The sequence below is a fragment of the Bifidobacterium sp. wkB344 genome (assembly GCF_003688305.1).
GTDB classification, from domain to species: Bacteria; Actinomycetota; Actinomycetes; order Actinomycetales; family Bifidobacteriaceae; genus Bombiscardovia; species Bombiscardovia mizhiensis.
The window spans coordinates 26,721-45,073 of the sequence record NZ_NPOQ01000004.1 but is presented as its reverse complement, the minus strand read 5'-3'; the positions used below and the strand labels follow the sequence as shown (position 1 = coordinate 45,073).

Genomic DNA, 18,353 nt, shown 5'->3' with positions numbered 1-18,353 from the left:
AGATACTTTTACTAAACTGGATATCACCGTCAGGAATGGGGGCAATCATGACAGAGACGTCTGCAAATCAACAACGCCAGAAGCGGGCCACCAGGGCTGATGTGGCACAGCTAGCGGGAGTTTCGACTGCTGTGGTCAGCTATGTCTTCAACAATGGGCCAAGAAGGGTTGCGCCGGCGACCTCAGAAAAGGTGCGGCGCGCAGCCAAGCTCCTCGATTATCGCCCCAACACCACTGCCCGCGCCCTGCGTACTGGGTTTTCAAAGATGATGGCCGTCATCGTCCCGGACTCCTCCAACCCTTTCAGCGCCGGCATTTACAATGAGCTGCAATCGGCCGCATCCCGCCACGGGTATTCCTTGATGTTCATGAACGTCAAAGGTGATCCGAAACTGGAGGAGGATGCAATCAGCAAACTAATCGAACGCAATGTTGATGCCATCTTCCTTTCAACCTCGCGCACCTACGACCAGATCAGCATGGCACCCCTCGACCAGAGCCGATTTATCTTTATGGATCAGCCTCGGAGAGTCAGGAATGCCAAGAGCGTTTCAACTGACTTCTATTCCTCCGCCATGACGGCCACCGAACATCTGATAGGGCATAAATTCTGCAGCGTGGACATGCTCTACGGCGGCCCGGAGGAGGATCGAACCGATGATCGCGTACGGGGCTGGTATGCCGCCCACCAGAACAACAATCTGCCGGCCGGCCGCATCATTCGGTCCTACTTCACTCGCGAGGGTGGGTATCGGGGGACGCTACAGCTTTTGGACAGCAACCACCAGCCCCAGGCCATTTTCGCTGGTTCCGACATGGAAGCCATGGGTGCTCTTCGGGCTCTACATGAGCGCGGGCTACGCATCCCCGAGGACGTAGCCATCGTCTCCTTCGACGGCACCGTCGACTCCCTCTACACCTGGCCCCAGCTGACCACCATGCAGCAGGACACCGAGAAAATCGCAGCCTGCGCCATGAATGCGGCCTTGGATCCGGACCAGGTCCCTGACGTGCAACTGATCAAGGCAGATCTGGTCATCCGCCATTCCTGCGGCTGCTGACATGGCAAACTAATCAAACCGTATAAGTTCCGAATAATATCCATAGTTTTTCATCAATGCAGACCTGCGACATATATCAGAAAAGGCGCTGGCATCACTGCCACAAAAGCAGTGACACCAGCGCCTTCTCAGACTCTGTTCAGGCTCAGACCCAGGGTCAGGCCCCGATCAGATCCAGCATTTCGGGAACGGACTTCTTGCCGAACTCCACGGTCTCCTGGCCGTCCTTGCGGATCACGATGCAGGGGACGCTCATGACCTGATACTGGTCCTTCAGCTCGGGGAAGTGGGCCAGGTCGTAAGCCTCGGCACGCACCTTGCCGTTCTGGGCAGCCACACGCTGGGCGGACAGGACCGTCGTCGGGCACATGGTGCAGGTCAGGGAGACCAGCATCATCACGTCCACCTGGTCCTTGATGGCGTCGATCCGGTCCGAGGTAGGCTGATCCACCTGCTGGCCGGGGCCCGCCGCATTGTATAGGGCCAGGACGAAGGAGTTGAACTCGTGGCCGCTGGGCACGCCATGGAAGGCCAACCCGGTCGGCTGGGAGACGCCCTGGTCGTCCAGACGGCAGATGCGCACGCTAGGCCGAGCATCGGGCAGGTCGCCGGCGGGATCGTAGTCCTTGCCGTCCTCATCCGTGCGGGAGTCCACCCTGGAGGTTAGCTTGCCGTCGGAGAGTCCGACCAGCTCGTCCACGAAGGCCTCCAGCTCCTTGGAGACCTGGCTGCCGTCCAAATCCAGGGCCAGCTCCAGCTTTCCGGTCATCTTGCCGAAGACCATGTCCAGCTGCTTGCGGATGTCCGGTCCGAAGAAGCCGGAGGTCTTGGCCGGGGCCTGGTCGTGCTCCTGGGCCACAGGCGCGGGTGAGGTGCCCGAGGCCAGTGCGGAATTCTCGGCCTGCCGCTCAGAACGGGCATAGGGGGAATCCTCGGGACGCGGCGGTACCAGACCGGTCTTGTCCGACATGTTGGAGGCGTATCGCTCCAGCTCCACGGCGGCCACAGCCCCATCGGCGGTGGCGGTGATGACCTGGCGCAGGTTCTTGACCCGCAGATCCCCGGCGGCGTAGATGCCGGGCACCGAGGTCTCCAGGTAGCCGTGGGTCAGCACATAGCCGTGGTCGTCCAGATCCACCACGCCCTTGAGCATGCCGGTCTGGGGCACATAGCCGGCGAAGACGAAGACGCCGAAGGTGCCGCCGTCCTGGGGCTTCCAGGTGGTGGTCTGCCCGCTCTTCCGATCCAGGATGGTGGCCTCGACCAGCCCGCCGGGGCCTGCGGAGACCCCCTTGAGCTCGGTGGAGTAATGGATTTCGATCTTGTCGTTGTTCCGGGCCTCGTCAGCCACGGCGGCGTCGCAGGTGAAGTCCTCCTCGCGCACCAGCAGGGTCACCTTGGTGGCGTACTTGGTCAGGAAGACCGACTCCTCGGCTGCCGCGAACCCGCCGCCTACCACCAGGACCTCGCGCCCGGTGAAGAACTCGCCGTCACAGGTGGCGCAGTAGGCCACACCGCGGCCCGCGTACTCCTGCTCCCCCTGGAAGCCGATCTTGCGGGGGCTGGCGCCGGTGGCGATCAGGATGCCGAAGGTGCGCAGGTCGCCCCGGGAGGTGTGGACCACCTTGATGTCGCCCTGGGCCTCGATGCCAGTGGCCTCGGCGCTCATGAACTCGGCTCCGAAGTTCTGGGCCTGCTGGCGCATGGTCTCGGTCAGCTTGCGGCCATCGGTGCTGGCTACGCCCGGGTAGTTGACCACGTCGGCCGTGATGGTGATCTGGCCGCCGAAGTCGTCCTTCTCCAGGATCAGGGTGCGATACCGCGCCCGGGCCAGGTAGAGCCCTGCGCTCAGGCCTGCAGGGCCGCCGCCGATGACGACCACGTCATAAAGATTCTTGTCTTCCGTCATGAATGCCTCTTCCGAAGGAATGCACAGATGTGCTGGTGTTGGATGCTGGTCGTGAATACAGAAAAGGGAACCCGCCCTGGTCGCTTCCGATCGGCGAGTTCCCGATGTTGGCAGCTGCGGATCAGAGCTGGCCGACCAGATCCAGGCTGGGCTCGATGGTGTCCTCGCCGGGCTCCCACTTGGCAGGGCAGACCTGATCGCCGTGCTCGTAGACGAACTGGGAGGCCTGGACGCGGCGCAGCAGCTCGTCGGCGTTGCGGCCCACGTTGGAGGAGATGACCTCGTAGGCCACGACCTTGCCCTCAGGGGTCAGAATGAAGTCGCCACGCTCTGCCTTGCCCTCGGCCTCGTTATAGGTCTGCAGATCCTTGGCCAGGGTTGCGGTCGGATCGGCCAGCATGGGGTACTGAACCTTGGCGATCTTCTCGTTGGCCTCGTGCCAGGCCTTGTGGACGAACTCGGTGTCGCAGGAGACGGAGTAGATCTCGCAGCCGATCTTCTTGAAGTCCTCGTACTTGCTGGCCAGATCCTCCAGCTCGGTGGGGCAGACGAAGCTGAAGTCCGCAGGGTAGAAGAAGAGCAGGGACCAGTGGCCCAGCAGATCCTTCTTGGAGACCGGGAAGGTCTTGTTATCCTGGTAGGCCTGCGTGGTGAACTCAGTCAATTCGTGCTGAAGCTGTGACATGAAAAAAATCCTTTCGGGGGCATTGGGAACGTCGGCCTGAAGCCGAACCTGTCTCCGTATTTCATGCTAGTCAGGAAGCGCTGTATGGGGAAGACGGAGGTTCGCCGCTGGGGTGTGACATAGGGCACATGGGGCGCCCATACCCTAGCATTGGAGGCATGGCATTATGGCTGAACATCCTGCTCATTCTCTTCTTCCTCCTGCTCGGTTCCGTATTCTCTGGGACTGAACTGGCGCTGGTCTCCCTGCGAGGCTCGCAGCTGGAGCAGATGGAGCAGCAGGACGCGCGCGGCGCCCGGGTGGCCCGCATCGCCCGCGACCCCAATACCTTTCTTTCTGCCGTACAGATCGGCGTGACGCTGACGGGCTTCCTCTCTGCCTCCTTCGGCGCATCGTCAATCGCCCCATACGTGGTGCCCGTCCTGACCGGATGGGGCGTGCACGAGGGTCTGGCCAGCACTCTGACCACGGTGGTTCTGACCCTGATTATCTCCTACTGCTCCATCGTCATCTCCGAGCTGGTGCCCAAGCGGATCGCCATGCAGCGCACCGAGGCCATCGCCAGGGCTGTCGTTCCGGCCATCGACGTCTTCACCACCCTGTGCAGGCCGCTGATCTGGCTGATCGGCAAGAACACCAACCTCATCGTGCGCATCCTGGGCTTCGACCCCCAACAGACCGACACCGAGGTCAGCGACGACGAGCTGCGGATGCTGGTCTCCTCCAACACCAACCTGAGCAAGGACGAGCGGATGATCCTGGGCGACGTCTTCGATGCCTCCGAGACCAGCGTGGCCGAGGTCATGCGCCCCCGGGCCGACGTGGTCTTCATCGCCGGGGACATGCCGCTGCAGGAGGCGGTCGAATTCGTGCACGACGAGCCCTACTCGCGCTACCCGGTGACCGGCCGCGACTTCGACGACGTGCTGGGCTTCGTCCACGTGCGCGACCTGATGGACGTGCGCAATCCCCAGGCCAAGACCGTGGCCGACGTGACCAGGCCCGGCATCGCCCTGCCAGGCACCTCCAAGCTCCTGCCCAGCCTGGAGAAGCTGCGCAAGAAGGGCATCCACCTGGCCGTGGTCATCGACGAGTACGGGGGCACCGACGGCATCGTCACCCTGGAGGACATGACCGAGGAGCTGGTGGGCGACATCCGCGACGAGTACGACCTGCCCGAGGAGCAGAACCCGGCCCATCCCCAGGCAACCGCCTTCGTCAATGGGGTTGCCACGGTCGACGGCGGCATGACCATCGAGGACTTTGCCGACCTGACCGGGATCGAGCTGGAGGATGGACCATACGAGACCCTGGCCGGCTACTTCCTGGCCCAGACCGGGCGGATGGGGCAGGTGGGCGACGTGATCCACTCCGACGACGGGTATGACATGGTGGTGACCAAGGTGGACGGGCGGCGCATCGAGACCATCGAAGTCAGGCGCCGGCAGGAGGCCGAGGACCAGGCCGACGATGATGACGACAGGAAAGATGAAGACAGGTCGAATTCCGAAGCAGGAGCGGACCGAGGATAACCGGACCGGATCTAATCTGAGCGAGACCGATTTGACCGAGAATTGCTTTGCCAGCTCTAACCTGACCGAGGTTGGTCGAAGCTAAGAAGGAAGACGACAATCCAAGGCGGGCCGAGACGATACTGCGACCAGAGCCTAGCTATCGTCTAACCGAATCCAGCTATCCTCTAGCCGGTGCTCGGCTAGCAGTCAGCCGGTGACCGCCCTCACGCCAGTCAAGGAAAAATGACTATCAGCGTAGCCGATGGTCCGTGAATGATTTCACTGGTTGATTCCCGCAAAATCCAAGCGTTTCCTTGCTTTTTCCTCTAGTCTGGAGGTACAAGGTCGGGCTGACCCGACCGTAGGCATAATTTCATATTTAAGGAGTGGTTATGGCATTGAACTTTACCGTACCGGGACTCGACGAAGCGACCAGCGAGAAGGTCATCGCCATCCTGCAGAGCCGTTTGAGCCAGGAACAGGAGACTGCCCTGATCCTCAAGCACGCCCATTGGAACATGAAGGGCAAGGAATTCATCGGCATCCACGAGATGATGGACCCCGAGGTTGACTCGGTGCTGAACATGGCCGACGAGACCGCAGAGCGCATCGCCACCCTGGGCGGCTCCCCCGCCGGACGGCCCGACGACATCATGAAGAACCGCGACTGGGATGGCATCACCATGACTGGCCGCCAGGATGCCCTGGACTACCTGAAGGCCCTGGACGCCTACTACACCACCTTCATCAAGCGCGACCGCGAGGCCATCGAGAAGCTGGACGACCTGGACGTCATCAGCTCCAACATCGTGCAGGACCATGTGCAGGAGCTGGAGCACTTCCAGTGGTTCATGCGCAGCCACCTGTTCTGAGTTATTAAGTTACTGAGTTACTGAGAACTCATCACCGCCCCCGATAGGCGGTATGCCGGCGGCCCTGCATCATGAAGGTGCGGGGCCGCTGGCATTTTCTCTGACCGAGATAGACTGCGGGAATTCAGGATAGAATTGGCACTTGGGAGACAGCCGGGCGCTGCCTCACGCCGGGAAGACTGGTCGGCCATGGAAGACCGAACTCTACCCGCCCGACCAGGAGCATCATGCCGCCCACGCCTACATTCCCAGCGTTCCCAGTCAATCCACAGCGTCAGGATTACGACGATTCGGATTCGCAACAGAATCCTAAACTGTTCAATCCAAGGCAGTCGGGCCCCCAACCCTCAGACCTCCAACTGAATTCCGGGCCATCGGGTTCCAGGCCATCGAATGCCCAACCATCAAATCCTCAGCATGGGCAGGGCGGATCTGACAGGGACTGGCACAAACGACTCCATCTTTCAAGCTTCTTCACCGCCCTGTCGTCGCTGGCTGAAAACGATCGAATCACCGGGCTATTCATGATGGCCTGTGCCTTGGCCGGGCTGATCCTGGCCAATCTGCCAGAGACCGGGCCGGGGCTGAATGCTCTTGCCGCTTGGATTCCTCTGGACCTGCCCGGTGGACTGAGCCTGTCTCTCAAGGACTGGATACAGGACGGGCTGCTGACCATATTCTTCCTGACCATGGGTCTTGACTTGCGCCAGGAGGCTGCCACGGGCACTCTGCGCGACCACAAGCAGGTCCTGCTACCCATGCTGTCTGCTTTGGGAGGCGTAGCCGTTCCGATTTTGATCTACTGCCTACTCAACCTGGGCTCCCCTGCCGGTTTGCGCGGCTGGGCTGTCCCAACGGCCACCGATGTAGCCTTCTCCCTGGCGGCTCTGCAACTGCTCCTGCCCAAGGCCGGACCCGCCCTGCAGGCCTTTTTGATGACCCTGGCCATCTTCGACGACCTGGTCGGCGTCCTACTGATTGCTTTGGGCTACTCCAGCTTGGGGCAACCGAGTTGGCTGCTTGTCTGCCTGGCCGGTCTTGTGGTCTGGGCCGTGCTGGTCCGAGCGGCTAGCCGTTTCTCCCGGCTCTGGCGACCCTTGATGCCGCTGTTCCTGCTGGGTGCCCTTGCCGGCGGTCTACTGGCTTGGTACGGCCTCTTCAAAGCTGGAATCCACCCGGTGCTAGCGGGAGTGGCAATGGGTCTCTTGACCCCTGTTACCAGGTCGACCAAAGCAGAATCGACCGGAACCAATCCAGCTGGGACCAAAGCAACTGGGATTGAGTCGAGCCACGTCCGGGCATCATCGCCTGCTGAACAGTTGGATCGTCTGCTGACACCCTTGAGTGCCCTGGTGGTCCTGCCCGTGTTCGCCTTCTTCTCGCTGTCCATCTCCCTGGATCAGCTGGGACCCGGACTGCTGACGGACCGGGTCTTTTGGGGGGCCACGCTGGGTCTGGCCTTGGGCAAACCCTTGGGAATCATGACCATGGTGATCCTGGCAAGTCATCTGGGGCTGCAGCGGCCTGCCGGCTCCACGACCGGAAACATGGTTGGACTCTGCCAGCTCTGTGGAATCGGCTTCACTATGTCCTTCCTGATCGCCAACTTGGCCTTCGCTGGATCCCCACACTTGGAGTCAGCCCTACTGGGCGTGCTGGCAGGGTCGGTCCTGTCCGTGCTCATCGTGGCCGTGGGCACTATCCCCAGTCGGCTGCGGTCCGCCAGGCACAGATAGCTTAGCTGCCAAGGCTCAACCTCTGCCAGAACCGGTTCCTGCCAGAATCAACCTGCCAAACTCGGTTTTGACAGGAATCAGTTTTGACAGAATCAGTCCCTTATCAGGCTTAGCTGCGACGGTAGAGCTTGGTGTAGGAGCCCTCAGCGCGGGGGCGGACCACAATCTGGTCGATGTCCACAGTGTCGGGCTGCTCCAGGGCCCAGGTGACGCATCCTGCGATGTCGTCGGCGGTCAGCGGGTCGGGCACCCCGGCGTAGACCGCATCGGCCCGGTCGCTATCGCCGCCGAACCGCTTCAGAGAGAACTCGTCGGTGTGGACCAGGCCAGGGGCAATGTCTACTACGCGCACCGGCTGACCGATCAGCTCCAGCCGCAGAATGCGGGCCATGACCCGTTCTGCCGCCTTGGAAGCGCAGTATCCGCCACCGCCCTCGTAGGGCTCGATGCCTGCCGTCGAGGAGATGACCAGGACCGTGCCCTCCGACTCTTTCAGAGCCGGGAGCAGCTTCTGGATGACCCGCAAAGTGCCGATGACGTTCAACTCGTACATGCCGCGCCAATCGTCCAGGCTGGAGGTAGCCACCGGGTCCTTGCCGAAGGCTGCACCGGCGCAGTTGACCAGAGCCTTGACCGGCCCACCCTTGAGCACGGCGTCGACGGCCGCCTGAGTGGAATCCTCGTCGGTCACATCGCAGACCTCATAGGTGAAGTTCTGACCCAGCTGGTCGGCCAAGGCCTTGAGGTTGTCCTCGCGCCGGGCCAGGCCGACCACCTTCCAGCCTTTGTCCACCAAGGCCCGAGCACTGGCCTGGCCGATGCCGCTGGAGGCGCCGGTCACCACGGCACGCTTGATTGTTTTCTTGGATTCCGTCATCTCATCCGCTCCTTCATGATCTATTCCCCCGGATTGACTCCACGCTTGCCTCCGGTTCGCAGGGAGCCTGCCTAGCTGCTGCAGGATCGCCCTTCTTCTTTAACGCTAGCGCACCAGCATGGGCTGTGGCAGATTCTATTCGGTCTTCGATGACAAATGTGGCGCATTAAACCAGCCTTGAGCAGGGTCGGAACGAATCAAAGGCAGATTAGTTGAGTCAGAATAGGTCAAAGTCAGATCGGGCTAAATCAGGCCGTATAGTCAGGTTAGATCAGGATCGAAAGGATGCGTCAAAAACCAATCCTGCTTCGTACGAGATGGCCTAGCGGGGGCTCCGATTCGGAACTCATCAGTACGAATGATGTTGTGGATTCATAATTTACTGGCCCGCAGTGCGCAAGTTCAGAAATCACGCCGAGTTCACAGCTCCCGAAATCATGACTCTGGAAATCATGACTTCAGATGTCGAAGCCTCGGAGGTCACAGAGCCAGATAGCGGTTGAGTCGACGACGGCGCTCAGTCCAGTCGGGCATATAGCGATCCATCCGCGCGCGGAAGCCGGGACCGTGACCATGCTCGTAGAGGTGGGTCAGCTCGTGAACCAACACATACTCCAGCAGGTCGGAATCCAGCCAAGCCAGGTCGGTATTAAGCCGGATGCTGCCAGTGGCGGGAGTGCAAGAGCCCCAGCGAGTTTTCATCTTCCGCAGACTGATGCGCTCGGGCCGACGACCTACCACAGGGACCCACCGATCAAGCAGAGTCGGCAGCCTCTCCTGGAGAATTCTCTTGGCTTCAGCCTCGGATCGGTCTGGAGACAGCGGACCATCGGCTCCGGGTTGAGCGTAGACATCGCGTGAGCGAGCCAGACGTTCTCTAGTGGTTGCGATCCAGCGGTGCTTGCCTTCGATAAAGGCACGAATCTGATCATCACTCAGGGCCAGAGGCGCCGTCACTTCCAGATGACCGTCAGGCGGCTTAACGCGAAGATAAACGTTGGCGATACGCTTCCTAATGACTAGAACGGTCTCGCCACCGACCTCTAACTGCTCTGACCGGACTGGTTCCGCACGCCGTTTCCGACTCATGACCCCCATTCTTCCGCCAAGACGCGACGCGACGCCGCCGAGATTGACTTGAAGGGACACTATGGTAAGCTATCCATTTGTGTGATTCTTCGGTCACACGGCATGGGCCTGTAGCTCAGCTGGTTAGAGCGCATCCCTGATAAGGATGAGGTCGGAGGTTCAAGTCCTCCCAGGCCCACGCAATCTTGCGCAGTTGAAGTTCTTTACACATTCACGGGGCTATGGCGCAGCTGGTAGCGCATCTGCTTTGCAAGCAGAGGGTCGCCGGTTCGAATCCGGCTAGCTCCACTTTGAAAGTGTGGGTTTATTGAGTTTCTAAGATCTCATATTTTTCATAACTTTATTGATTCATGCGACTGCTCATGATTACGAGAGGCTTAAGTCTATTCACATTGCTTGTCGCCTTCGGGAGAAACTCAACCTGCTCTTTTCTATGCCACCTGCTCGTAAGCCTAAGAGTTACAACTGTAAATAGCTAGACTATTGCCCGTAATTTGTTGAGCAGCAGTGGGCTTTGAAGCTTGTCAGACCTACTCTGATTATATTAAAATTATTTTTGTCTAACCTTTGTATGCCAGCCACAACCGTCCGTATATCGCAAATATCCATCGCGGGTTCGTTATTGGGATAAATCTATCCTCTTGATCTTTATGCAAGATGTTTAATCTCAATTAATTCATAAGCTCCTTGACAATTGTCAAAAACCGTAATTGTTGTTTAAGCTCGACGATCTTTCCTTATGCGCTTTACCTCCAAATGATGTAAAACGACTGCGAAACAATTCACATATGTGCGCAATTCTTAGATTTTTATCTTCAGCCTTTACTATAGGGAAAACAAGCTTGCGTGCAGTGCAACAGGAACCGCGGAGAATAGACCACAGAAGCTATAAGCCGCTTCACCTCAAACAAAAGTCATTCATATAACTTATGATTTAGGAGGGGTCATTGCTCTAGCTACATCAATAATAACAAGTCGGCGTTACTACAATCTCGGAGTATCGTTTTTATGTGGCCGCCCACAAGCTCGAACAGATAAGGACAGGTCTTCCAACAAATTTACAGAGGTCAATATCGCCTCGCCTTGATTCAGCTTCATTATTTGGCTAATCGTATTGTCGCTGACGTAATTCTGAATAGTACCCAGCTCCCTAGCACTCGTAAGCCGATGAATTATCAATGTACCAACCTGGCCGAGCAACTCAGGTGACACATCGTTGGGATTCTGCGTCGTAAGAAACAGAAAAATACCTTTTTTCCTGCCCTCACGTGCAATAGATGTCAACCCTGAATAAAATGAGTTCTGATCAGTCATTCTTTTGGCATATCTATGAACTTCATCTACAAAAATCACATAAGCACATCCCTTTTTGTGTGGCCTATTCAACAGATAATTACTGATCAAATCAACAACCATGCCACCGATTCCATCAGTTGTTCCGATATGGGAAGCATTGACATACAGGGAGGTTTTTGGCTTATTAGCAAATCTATCAAGTTCGCTGAACAAGTCTTTCCAGTTCTTATTAGTACGGGAATTTCTGAAGAATTTTTTAAACGAAGTATTATCAAACTGATTCAGTATTTTTTCGCGTAGCCATTCGTAATTATTGATACGGAAAGTGCTTCGCGTGTATTTTCCTTTCTCCACGCCCTTCCCCTCTTCTACCGCTTCCTCCGTAATCTGTTCTGGTAGAAGGTTGACGTCAAAGCTGGTGTCTTCTTTTCCAACTTTAGACAGTTCATTCTGGACTTCTGTGATTATTCTCCCCTGCTTGATGAATGGACCAAAACGTCTAAATTTGGCTTGATAACGCAACGAGCGTATAGCGTCAGACAAAGTACCTTGTTGCGTGTTTTCATTGCAGTCGAAAATCATCGACCAGTCTAGAACCGACAAACTGCCCGAATCCACTACGGTGTCAGAGCCGAGAGTTAGCTTTTCCATCTTATCATCTTCAGTGAATGAGTCCTCATACTCTCCAGTAGGATCTATTAAGAGTACTTTCTTATGAGCGCTGACCAACCAATCGAGAACCGACAAAGCCGTAGTTGACTTTCCCGAGTTGGTTGTTCCGACCACCATGAGATGTCTGTCAAAAAGGGTCTGAGGAGAAACCAATTGCAATGCCTCATTCTGAAAACAAGACAAACGAGCAAACGAGTTGGGAATATTGTCGTCGTCCGACTCATCAGGGGAATCTTTTTCGTCAATGTGCAACTCCATTGAAGAAACAAAATGTTCAATAACAGGCCCATTGGCCAGATATACTTTTTCAGTGACTCCTGGCCTTGAAAATCCAGGAAGTCTGAATGACCTATCACCAGCTCCCTCGAGGCCGAGAATATCTACCGTAGCTTCTGCATACACTTGTTCTTTGTGACTTTCATCAGACAGAAACTCACGCGACGCACCAATCGGTATTCGGTTCTGTACAACCTGTCCAAAATAAATCCCCGATATCGAATCAATTGTTACATAATAGTTGATTGTATTAGGCACTAAGTCCGACTGGCGTAACAGGCGATGAGTCAGCAGAGACAAATTATCTATTTGTATAGTAACTTCCCGTGAAGAGACCTGAACAACTGTCCCGAGATAAAAATTCTTTTTGTCTAGGTTCTGTTCACGTTGGAGACCTGAATGTCCGTAATTTGCACGGTTGCCGTAATAATCGTCAAGCATTTTCATCCATCTTCAAATAGGTAGGCAAATCGTCATTGAGCGCTGCTCGTAGAAAAGCGACCCGATATCCTTCATCAATAAGTTGCTTCAGCTTGCCGAGATTTGAGGACTCGTCTGAATCAATCGAATAATTTGTGAACAACATCGACAAGCCGTCATTGTGTCTTAATGCGTCATTCACCATTTCAAAAATATGCGCATCGCCAAAGCTAAAGCCTACAGTTACAAGTAAAGTCCTAGGCCGGTTGAGCAATTCTCTGAACTTGTAGAATAAATCTGAATAAGGCGCACGGTAACTCTGCTCATATTTGTTTGTGCTTGGAAATATCAATAAAGGCGAATCTAGATTTGCTGACTTTGAAACCCTTCTGACCGTTCTGACTTTGTCATCTTTCTTCCAAGTAAGTGAACCATGAATTTTCAAAAGGTTCATTACTTTTTTGTCATATATTACTTCTTGCGTCTTGATGTTTGGTACATCTTTAACAAAATTCCAGTCGAACATCTTTGCGTCGAAAATCGGCGTATCACTAAAGGTAAATCCATCAAAAATGGTGTAGCTACCCTTAGTTGCAGCTTCTTCGATCAGCGTGTCATAATTCGTCGTTGCGATCGACAGTTTATTTCCGTCACTTACCTTACGGTTAAAGAAATTAATCAGGGCGAGATGATTCATGCATTGATCATCAAAATCATACTTAGTTTTATCAACGATGATTTCCCGAATTCGCTTTAGGGTTCTTGTATATTTACCACTGTATTTTGTGCTAATAAACTCTTCAGCTTTTTCGAGTTGCGATAATACAGACTCTAGATCATCCTGGTCAGAAAAAGGCGATTTGTCCGAGAATGCCAGCTGCTTCATCCGACTCATTGAATAAAATTCAGAGCTATGCTCGGAAAGCTCCGTGCCAATAGCTGTAAGAATGCCCGACATAGGCAATCCATAGCTTTCATTTGGCGTAGGGTCACCAGAACCTGAGTCGTCTTTTTTCTTTTTGGGAACTATCGAAGCGCCAGCCCCCAACAACAGGACCACTTGATCAAAGTACGGTCGCAAAAAGTCCGCGACCCTGCTAGTTATTTCCTCTTGAAAATCTGCCCAACCATACTCATTCTCATTATTATGCCCGCTCTTCACCGAGGAATTGTCTAAAGAATCTATTGGTTGAGGAACCCGCAACAGCCGATTTTTATTTTTGTATATATATTTTGGACCATCTTTTAGATCTGGATTAAGGCATTTCTTCAAAGTCGTATTTTGAGAGATGAAGTAAATCCCTTCCTGCTTTGCCTGGACTGGGTCCGCGCTCACCGTGCCCGTCATAATTCCCCTTCGTAGCCGTTGCCTGACTCTTAGTATTGCTAAAAACATCTTATAACCACAAGCATTACGGACAGCTCGCCATATCGCTCATTTAACAATCATTAATACTCGGCGGGTACTATAGGCTTAAAGACAATAATTCTAAAAGAACCGCCCATGTTACGGATATGCAGACCTGATACAGATTGAACCCCAGAATAAAGAACAAGCACGCCACAACTTTCATATGCCTTCCAAAAGAGGGCAAAACCGCCGCTAATAAAATATAAGGATTAGGTACAGCCGTTAAGTATTAGGCTTCTTTGCCTTTTCCGGTGCCCGAAACCACATCATCTCAACCTTGTCATATGCGTTGACCCCTGTGTCTTACTCAAGCATATCGCTTTCAAAACCGGCTCTCTCGATCGCCAACATTGAGGCGGAAGCCTGCGACAGGCTTATACGAAACAAAACCACAGACTGTCTGAAGTTCAAGATTGGCTACTTCACGCATACACATACTTGTTTCACTGACTTTGGCTCTCACAGTCGAATTCCAATCACAGCCACACCCATTTATTGCTGAATTGACTTGTATTAGCCCAGATTGCTATCACAAACAATATAAGCAATGATCAGGAATTCGAGCCGACACAGGCATCTAGCTATCTGTATAAATTCATAAAGAAATAAGCCTACCGTCCTGCAGCGTCAGCAGCCGGTCAGCTCGGGCAAGGACCGAGGGTCGGTGAGAGACGATCATGCAGGTACGGTCGCCCTTCCGCTCAATCAGCCTGGTCAGGACACGGCCCTCCAAGAGAGCATCCATGTTGCTGGTGGGCTCGTCCAGGAGCATGAAGGGCGCCGAGCTCAGGAAAGCGCGAGCCAATGCCACCCGCTGCCGCTGCCCTTCGGACAGGTCCGAACCGTTGTCGGCAAGTAGATGATCCAAGCCATCAGGCAGCTGGTCGATCAAATCATCCAGACAGGCATCATGGGCCGCCTGCTCAATATCCGCCCTGCTGGCATCGGGCCGAGCCAAGGCGATGTTATCCGCCAAGGTGAGACTGAATATATAGGTGTCCTGGCTCACCAGAGCCTGCCGGGCGCGCAGGTCGGCGGTGCGGATGGTCTCGATGGGTAAGCCGGAGACGGTCAGGGCCCCGCCGCCGCGCTCCTGGAACCGCATCAGCAAGTCGATCAGGGTGGACTTGCCGACTCCATTGGCCCCCTGGATACCAATCAACTCGCCAGGTTTGATGGAAAGATCCAGATTATCCAAAACCGCAATTCGACCGCAATGTTTACCCGAGTCAATCTTACCCGAGTCAATCTTGCCAGCGTAGGAGAAGGAAACCGCCCTGGCCTCCTCTCCAGTGAACTCCGTCAGGGGATTCCCATGATCGGATTCCACCTCATCCACAGGCGGCTCCTTGTCCAAGAGCGCGAAAACCCTCCTGGCAGCAGCCAGAGTAGGCTGCAGGCCTGCACCTAGCCGGGCCACAGGTATCAAGGGAGCGAAGGAGGAGAGGAAACCGATCAGTCCGATCATCCCCCGAGCAGAATCCACCAACCCTGCCGAACCTAAGTGGCAGGCCATCAGTGTGAAGACTCCAGCGCAGATCAGAGTGACCACATTGGTGACCATGTCGTTGGCAATGGTCCGTCCAGAGGTGCGCCCGCGGGCATCCAGCATCTGGTCCGTGGCAGCTCCCATCAGGCGACGGGTGTTCCCCAGAGCGCCCAACCCCGCCAGTTCAGTGCGGCCCTGCAGAGCCTCCAGAAGCAGGGAGTGCAAATTGGCTTGGGCTGTTCGCTCCTGCATGGCTACCTTGAAAGTGGGCCTTGCGCTCAGGATGGGGATGAGCAAACCGACGATCAGATAGGAGACCAAGGCGGCCAGGCCCATCCAGGGCGAGAGCCAAGTGAGCAGGGCCAGGTTGGCCAAGGAGGTCACCAAGGCGATGGCGATGGGCGATAGGGTGTGAGCGTAGAAGATCTCCAGCAGCTCGATGTCGTTGGTAATCACCGTCACCATGTCTCCGCGCGCCTGGTCGCGCAAGCCGGCCGGGGCCAGGGACCGCATCTTGTTAAAGACCGTCGTACGGATGTCACGGAGCATACTGAAGGCCATCTCGTGGTTGTAGTACTGCTCCCCATAGGCCATGACCCCCCGGCTGAGAGCAGTCAGAACCGCCACCAGGGCCCAGACGACCCACTGCCCATTCAGCGGCGGCCAGACCGTGACCAGACCGATCAGGGTCGCTGCGGCTGCCATCATGCTCCAGACCGCAAAGAGGTGCCCCAGGCTGCCACAGAGGATGGCCTTGCCCTCCGTACCAGCCAGAGGCTTCATCAGCTGGGCCATACGGCGCATCATCATCAGATTGCTCGTTGTCTGCTGCATGTCATCACTCCCCGTCCTCATACTGGGCCTGCTCCTTCCACTGAGCGGCAAATCCGCCCCCGGCATCCATCAGTTCACGGAAGCCGCCGCTCTCCGCCAGACGGCCCTTCTGCAGAAAGAGGATGGAATCGGCATTGCGGACCCCAGCCAGGCGGTGGGTGATAGTCAGAACCAGGGACTCCTTGCCCAGCGCGTCCATCAGGGCTGCCAGTGTAGCGTCATGCTCGCGGTCCACGGCGCTGGTGGCCTCGTCGAAGATATAGACAGGGGAACGCCGCAGAAGCCCGCGGGCAATGGATAGGCGCTGGCGCTGCCCACCGGAGAGGTTGCCTCCTTCAGGATCGATGTGAGCGTCCAGCCCGCCCTTGCTTTGGATAAGACCGGTCAGACCGACCTGATCCAGCGCATCCAGCAACTCCCAATCCGAGTAGCCCAGTCCGGCCGGGTCGAGATTCGACCTGACGGTCCCGGTAAAGAGATGGTCGGTTCCCCGAACCACGGTCTGCAAGCCGACCAGGTCCTGGCGCGACAGATCGCTGATCTGGCGACCGCCAATAGTCAGCTCTCCAGCATACCCCTGAAGACGCCCAGACAGCAGGCCTGCCAAGGTGCTCTTGCCAGAGCCCGAAGCGCCGACCAGACCCACATGCCCCTTGGCCGGCAGGTCGAAGTTCAGATCGGTCAGGGCCTGGAAGCCGTCAGGATAGGTGTAGGTCAAATCGCGAGCGCGAATGCCCAACGAATCGTCGTCAGACATTTCTGCCTGATCTGCCTGCTCCGAGCCCGATTGCGCCGAATCAATTTTCTGCCTCCTCGCGCCGGCAGAACCCGATGGAGAAATTTGGACAGTATCCAATGCAAAGTTGGAAGCGGATCCCGATACAGGAATTCGGACAACATCCGAAGCTGGTTCCAAATCGGATTCCGATGCAGGTTCCGATGTAGGTTGCAAAGCAGACTTCGAAGCAGATCCCGAGTCGGACTCCCGAACTACTCCCTCTGATGCTTCGAGGCTCGTTTCTGGATCCACTTCCTTGGATGCTTCCGGAATCGTTGCCGGAGCAACTTCCGACGCCACTTTCTTGCGTAACTCAGGAGTCGTCCCCGGAGCCGCCGACTCCCCGTCGCTCCCCTGCCGCGCTTGGAGAATATCGTCAATGGCCTTGCCCTGTTTAATGGCGACCATGCCGGAATGCATCATGTAGACCAGCTGCCGCTCAGGTGCAAAGAGCCGGACCCCGGCCAGGGCGACAACCAAGCACGACAGCACTCGGGAGGGCCCGCCCTGCCCGATCAGGACCGTTGCTGCAACCGCCAAAATAAGACTGGTATAGATGACCAAGTCGGCCTTGATCAGCGAGCGCAGCTGACCGCCCAGGACCCCCATGGTTATCCGGCGGAATCCCTCGGACTCCTCGGCCAGGTCGTCTGCCTGCCGCTGGTCTGCCCCGAAGATCTTCAAGGTGTTGAGCCCCCTCAGGGCATGCTCGAAATGGACCCCGACCTTGTCATACTTGCGCAGTTGACCCAGCTGAATCTTGATGTTCTCGCCCATGGTGGGCTTGGAAGCCAGGGGCAGGGCCACCATACCGATCACGACAATCCCCGCAGCCAGCGGGCTGACAGGCAGGAGGACGACCAGGGTCACGACCAGCATCAGGGCGGTCTGGACCAAGGCCGGAATATAGGCCGTGAAGTAGGAGACAACCGACTTGACCCCCTCGGTCGAAAGCCTAGCCAGGGTCTGCGCTGGAACGCCCAGGTCGTCCTCCTGCCTGTTGGGGTCGAACACAGATAGGTACAGGGCCTGGGAGAGCGCCTTGCCCATACCATCGGCCAGCCGGGCACTGACGGACTTGGCGACCGCCTGGGTCAGGAACCGAACCAGGATCAGCCCGCCTATCAAGACCGCCAGAGGCCCGGGCCGATTAGGCACCCAGGCAAGGGCATGAGGAACAGCCAGGCCAAGAGAGCAGCCCACGGCCGCAATGGCCACCGGCAGGAGGAGCACCTCCGCCAGCGCGCCGATCGTCTGCAGGAGGGCCAGCAGGAGGCTGGCGCCCATCCTGGCTCCCGGTAGATGAAGTAGTCGCTTGCTGATCATGCCTGTCCTCCGTGCCGCCTTTCTGATACGCCCCTATCAGTGGACACTAACAAAATCCTCGCGCGCCAGGCAATACCTTTATTGTGAAGCCCTGGCAAGGGACATAAA

General features: G+C 56.4%; 12 protein-coding genes and 2 tRNA genes. 6 read left to right on the top strand and 8 right to left on the bottom strand.

The window, feature by feature from the left end:
- Positions 1-47: 47 nt before the first annotated feature.
- Positions 48-1,061, top strand: coding sequence for a LacI family DNA-binding transcriptional regulator (locus CI601_RS00215; RefSeq protein ID WP_121913873.1), 1,014 nt, complete (start codon positions 48-50; stop codon positions 1,059-1,061).
- 157 nt (positions 1,062-1,218) lie between these two features.
- On the opposite strand, the gene CI601_RS00210 is transcribed toward CI601_RS00215, so the two are convergent.
- Both CI601_RS00210 and CI601_RS00205 read right to left on the bottom strand, forming a co-directional pair.
- Positions 1,219-2,970, bottom strand: a complete 1,752-nt coding sequence (locus CI601_RS00210; protein ID WP_121913872.1) for an FAD-dependent oxidoreductase — start codon at positions 2,968-2,970, stop codon at positions 1,219-1,221.
- A gap of 121 nt (positions 2,971-3,091) precedes the next feature.
- Entirely contained in the window at positions 3,092-3,655 is a 564-nt protein-coding gene (locus CI601_RS00205; RefSeq protein ID WP_015021096.1) for a peroxiredoxin, read from the bottom strand.
- A 158-nt stretch (positions 3,656-3,813) separates the two neighbouring features.
- On the opposite strand from CI601_RS00205, the gene CI601_RS00200 reads away from it, so the two are divergent.
- The 3 genes from CI601_RS00200 (at position 3,814) to CI601_RS00190 (ending at position 7,777) form a co-directional block, all read left to right on the top strand.
- On the top strand, positions 3,814-5,187 hold the full coding sequence (locus CI601_RS00200; protein WP_259465259.1) for a hemolysin family protein: 1,374 nt from the start codon (positions 3,814-3,816) through the stop codon (positions 5,185-5,187).
- Between the two features lie 374 nt (positions 5,188-5,561).
- Entirely contained in the window at positions 5,562-6,041 is a 480-nt protein-coding gene (locus CI601_RS00195) for a Dps family protein (RefSeq protein WP_121913870.1), read from the top strand.
- A gap of 227 nt (positions 6,042-6,268) precedes the next feature.
- Entirely contained in the window at positions 6,269-7,777 is a 1,509-nt protein-coding gene (locus CI601_RS00190) for a Na+/H+ antiporter NhaA (RefSeq protein WP_121913869.1), read from the top strand.
- 109 nt (positions 7,778-7,886) lie between these two features.
- Here CI601_RS00190 and CI601_RS00185 read toward each other — a convergent pair whose 3' ends face one another.
- Together CI601_RS00185 and CI601_RS00180 are read right to left on the bottom strand one after the other, a co-directional pair.
- Positions 7,887-8,654 carry an SDR family oxidoreductase gene (locus tag CI601_RS00185; RefSeq protein WP_110412254.1) on the bottom strand — a complete coding sequence of 256 codons (768 nt, stop codon included), beginning with the start codon at positions 8,652-8,654 and terminating at the stop codon, positions 7,887-7,889.
- A gap of 480 nt (positions 8,655-9,134) precedes the next feature.
- On the bottom strand, positions 9,135-9,743 hold the full coding sequence (locus CI601_RS00180) for a M48 family metallopeptidase (RefSeq protein ID WP_121913868.1): 609 nt from the start codon (positions 9,741-9,743) through the stop codon (positions 9,135-9,137).
- A gap of 104 nt (positions 9,744-9,847) precedes the next feature.
- Between CI601_RS00180 and CI601_RS00175 the strand changes: the two genes are divergently transcribed.
- A tRNA-Ile gene (locus CI601_RS00175) sits at positions 9,848-9,921 on the top strand.
- Between the two features lie 37 nt (positions 9,922-9,958).
- A tRNA-Ala gene (locus CI601_RS00170) sits at positions 9,959-10,031 on the top strand.
- A 696-nt stretch (positions 10,032-10,727) separates the two neighbouring features.
- Here the strand turns inward: CI601_RS00170 and CI601_RS00165 are convergent.
- The 4 genes from CI601_RS00165 to CI601_RS00150 all read right to left on the bottom strand — a co-directional run bounded on the left by CI601_RS00165 (position 10,728) and on the right by CI601_RS00150 (position 18,245).
- A complete protein-coding gene (locus CI601_RS00165) occupies positions 10,728-12,434 on the bottom strand; it encodes an ATP-binding protein (RefSeq protein WP_220702610.1) in 1,707 nt (568 codons plus the stop codon).
- Positions 12,421-13,755, bottom strand: coding sequence for an SIR2 family protein (locus CI601_RS00160; RefSeq protein ID WP_183129685.1), 1,335 nt, complete (start codon positions 13,753-13,755; stop codon positions 12,421-12,423). Before CI601_RS00160 ends, CI601_RS00165 begins: the two co-directional genes overlap by 14 nt.
- 658 nt (positions 13,756-14,413) lie before the next feature.
- On the bottom strand, positions 14,414-16,162 hold the full coding sequence (locus tag CI601_RS00155) for an amino acid ABC transporter ATP-binding/permease protein (RefSeq protein ID WP_183129684.1): 1,749 nt from the start codon (positions 16,160-16,162) through the stop codon (positions 14,414-14,416).
- On the bottom strand, positions 16,146-18,245 hold the full coding sequence (locus CI601_RS00150) for an ATP-binding cassette domain-containing protein (protein ID WP_121913864.1): 2,100 nt from the start codon (positions 18,243-18,245) through the stop codon (positions 16,146-16,148). Before CI601_RS00150 ends, CI601_RS00155 begins: the two co-directional genes overlap by 17 nt.
- Positions 18,246-18,353: the final 108 nt, after the last annotated feature.

Coding starts and splice junctions, on each gene's coding strand:
- CI601_RS00215 (WP_121913873.1), top strand. CDS start 48: ATGACAGAGACGTCTGCAAATCAACAACGCCAGAAGCGGGCCACCAGG.
- CI601_RS00210 (WP_121913872.1), bottom strand. CDS start 2,970: ATGACGGAAGACAAGAATCTTTATGACGTGGTCGTCATCGGCGGCGGC.
- CI601_RS00205 (WP_015021096.1), bottom strand. CDS start 3,655: ATGTCACAGCTTCAGCACGAATTGACTGAGTTCACCACGCAGGCCTAC.
- CI601_RS00200 (WP_259465259.1), top strand. CDS start 3,814: ATGGCATTATGGCTGAACATCCTGCTCATTCTCTTCTTCCTCCTGCTC.
- CI601_RS00195 (WP_121913870.1), top strand. CDS start 5,562: ATGGCATTGAACTTTACCGTACCGGGACTCGACGAAGCGACCAGCGAG.
- CI601_RS00190 (WP_121913869.1), top strand. CDS start 6,269: ATGCCGCCCACGCCTACATTCCCAGCGTTCCCAGTCAATCCACAGCGT.
- CI601_RS00185 (WP_110412254.1), bottom strand. CDS start 8,654: ATGACGGAATCCAAGAAAACAATCAAGCGTGCCGTGGTGACCGGCGCC.
- CI601_RS00180 (WP_121913868.1), bottom strand. CDS start 9,743: ATGAGTCGGAAACGGCGTGCGGAACCAGTCCGGTCAGAGCAGTTAGAG.
- CI601_RS00165 (WP_220702610.1), bottom strand. CDS start 12,434: ATGAAAATGCTTGACGATTATTACGGCAACCGTGCAAATTACGGACAT.
- CI601_RS00160 (WP_183129685.1), bottom strand. CDS start 13,755: ATGACGGGCACGGTGAGCGCGGACCCAGTCCAGGCAAAGCAGGAAGGG.
- CI601_RS00155 (WP_183129684.1), bottom strand. CDS start 16,162: ATGAGGACGGGGAGTGATGACATGCAGCAGACAACGAGCAATCTGATG.
- CI601_RS00150 (WP_121913864.1), bottom strand. CDS start 18,245: ATGATCAGCAAGCGACTACTTCATCTACCGGGAGCCAGGATGGGCGCC.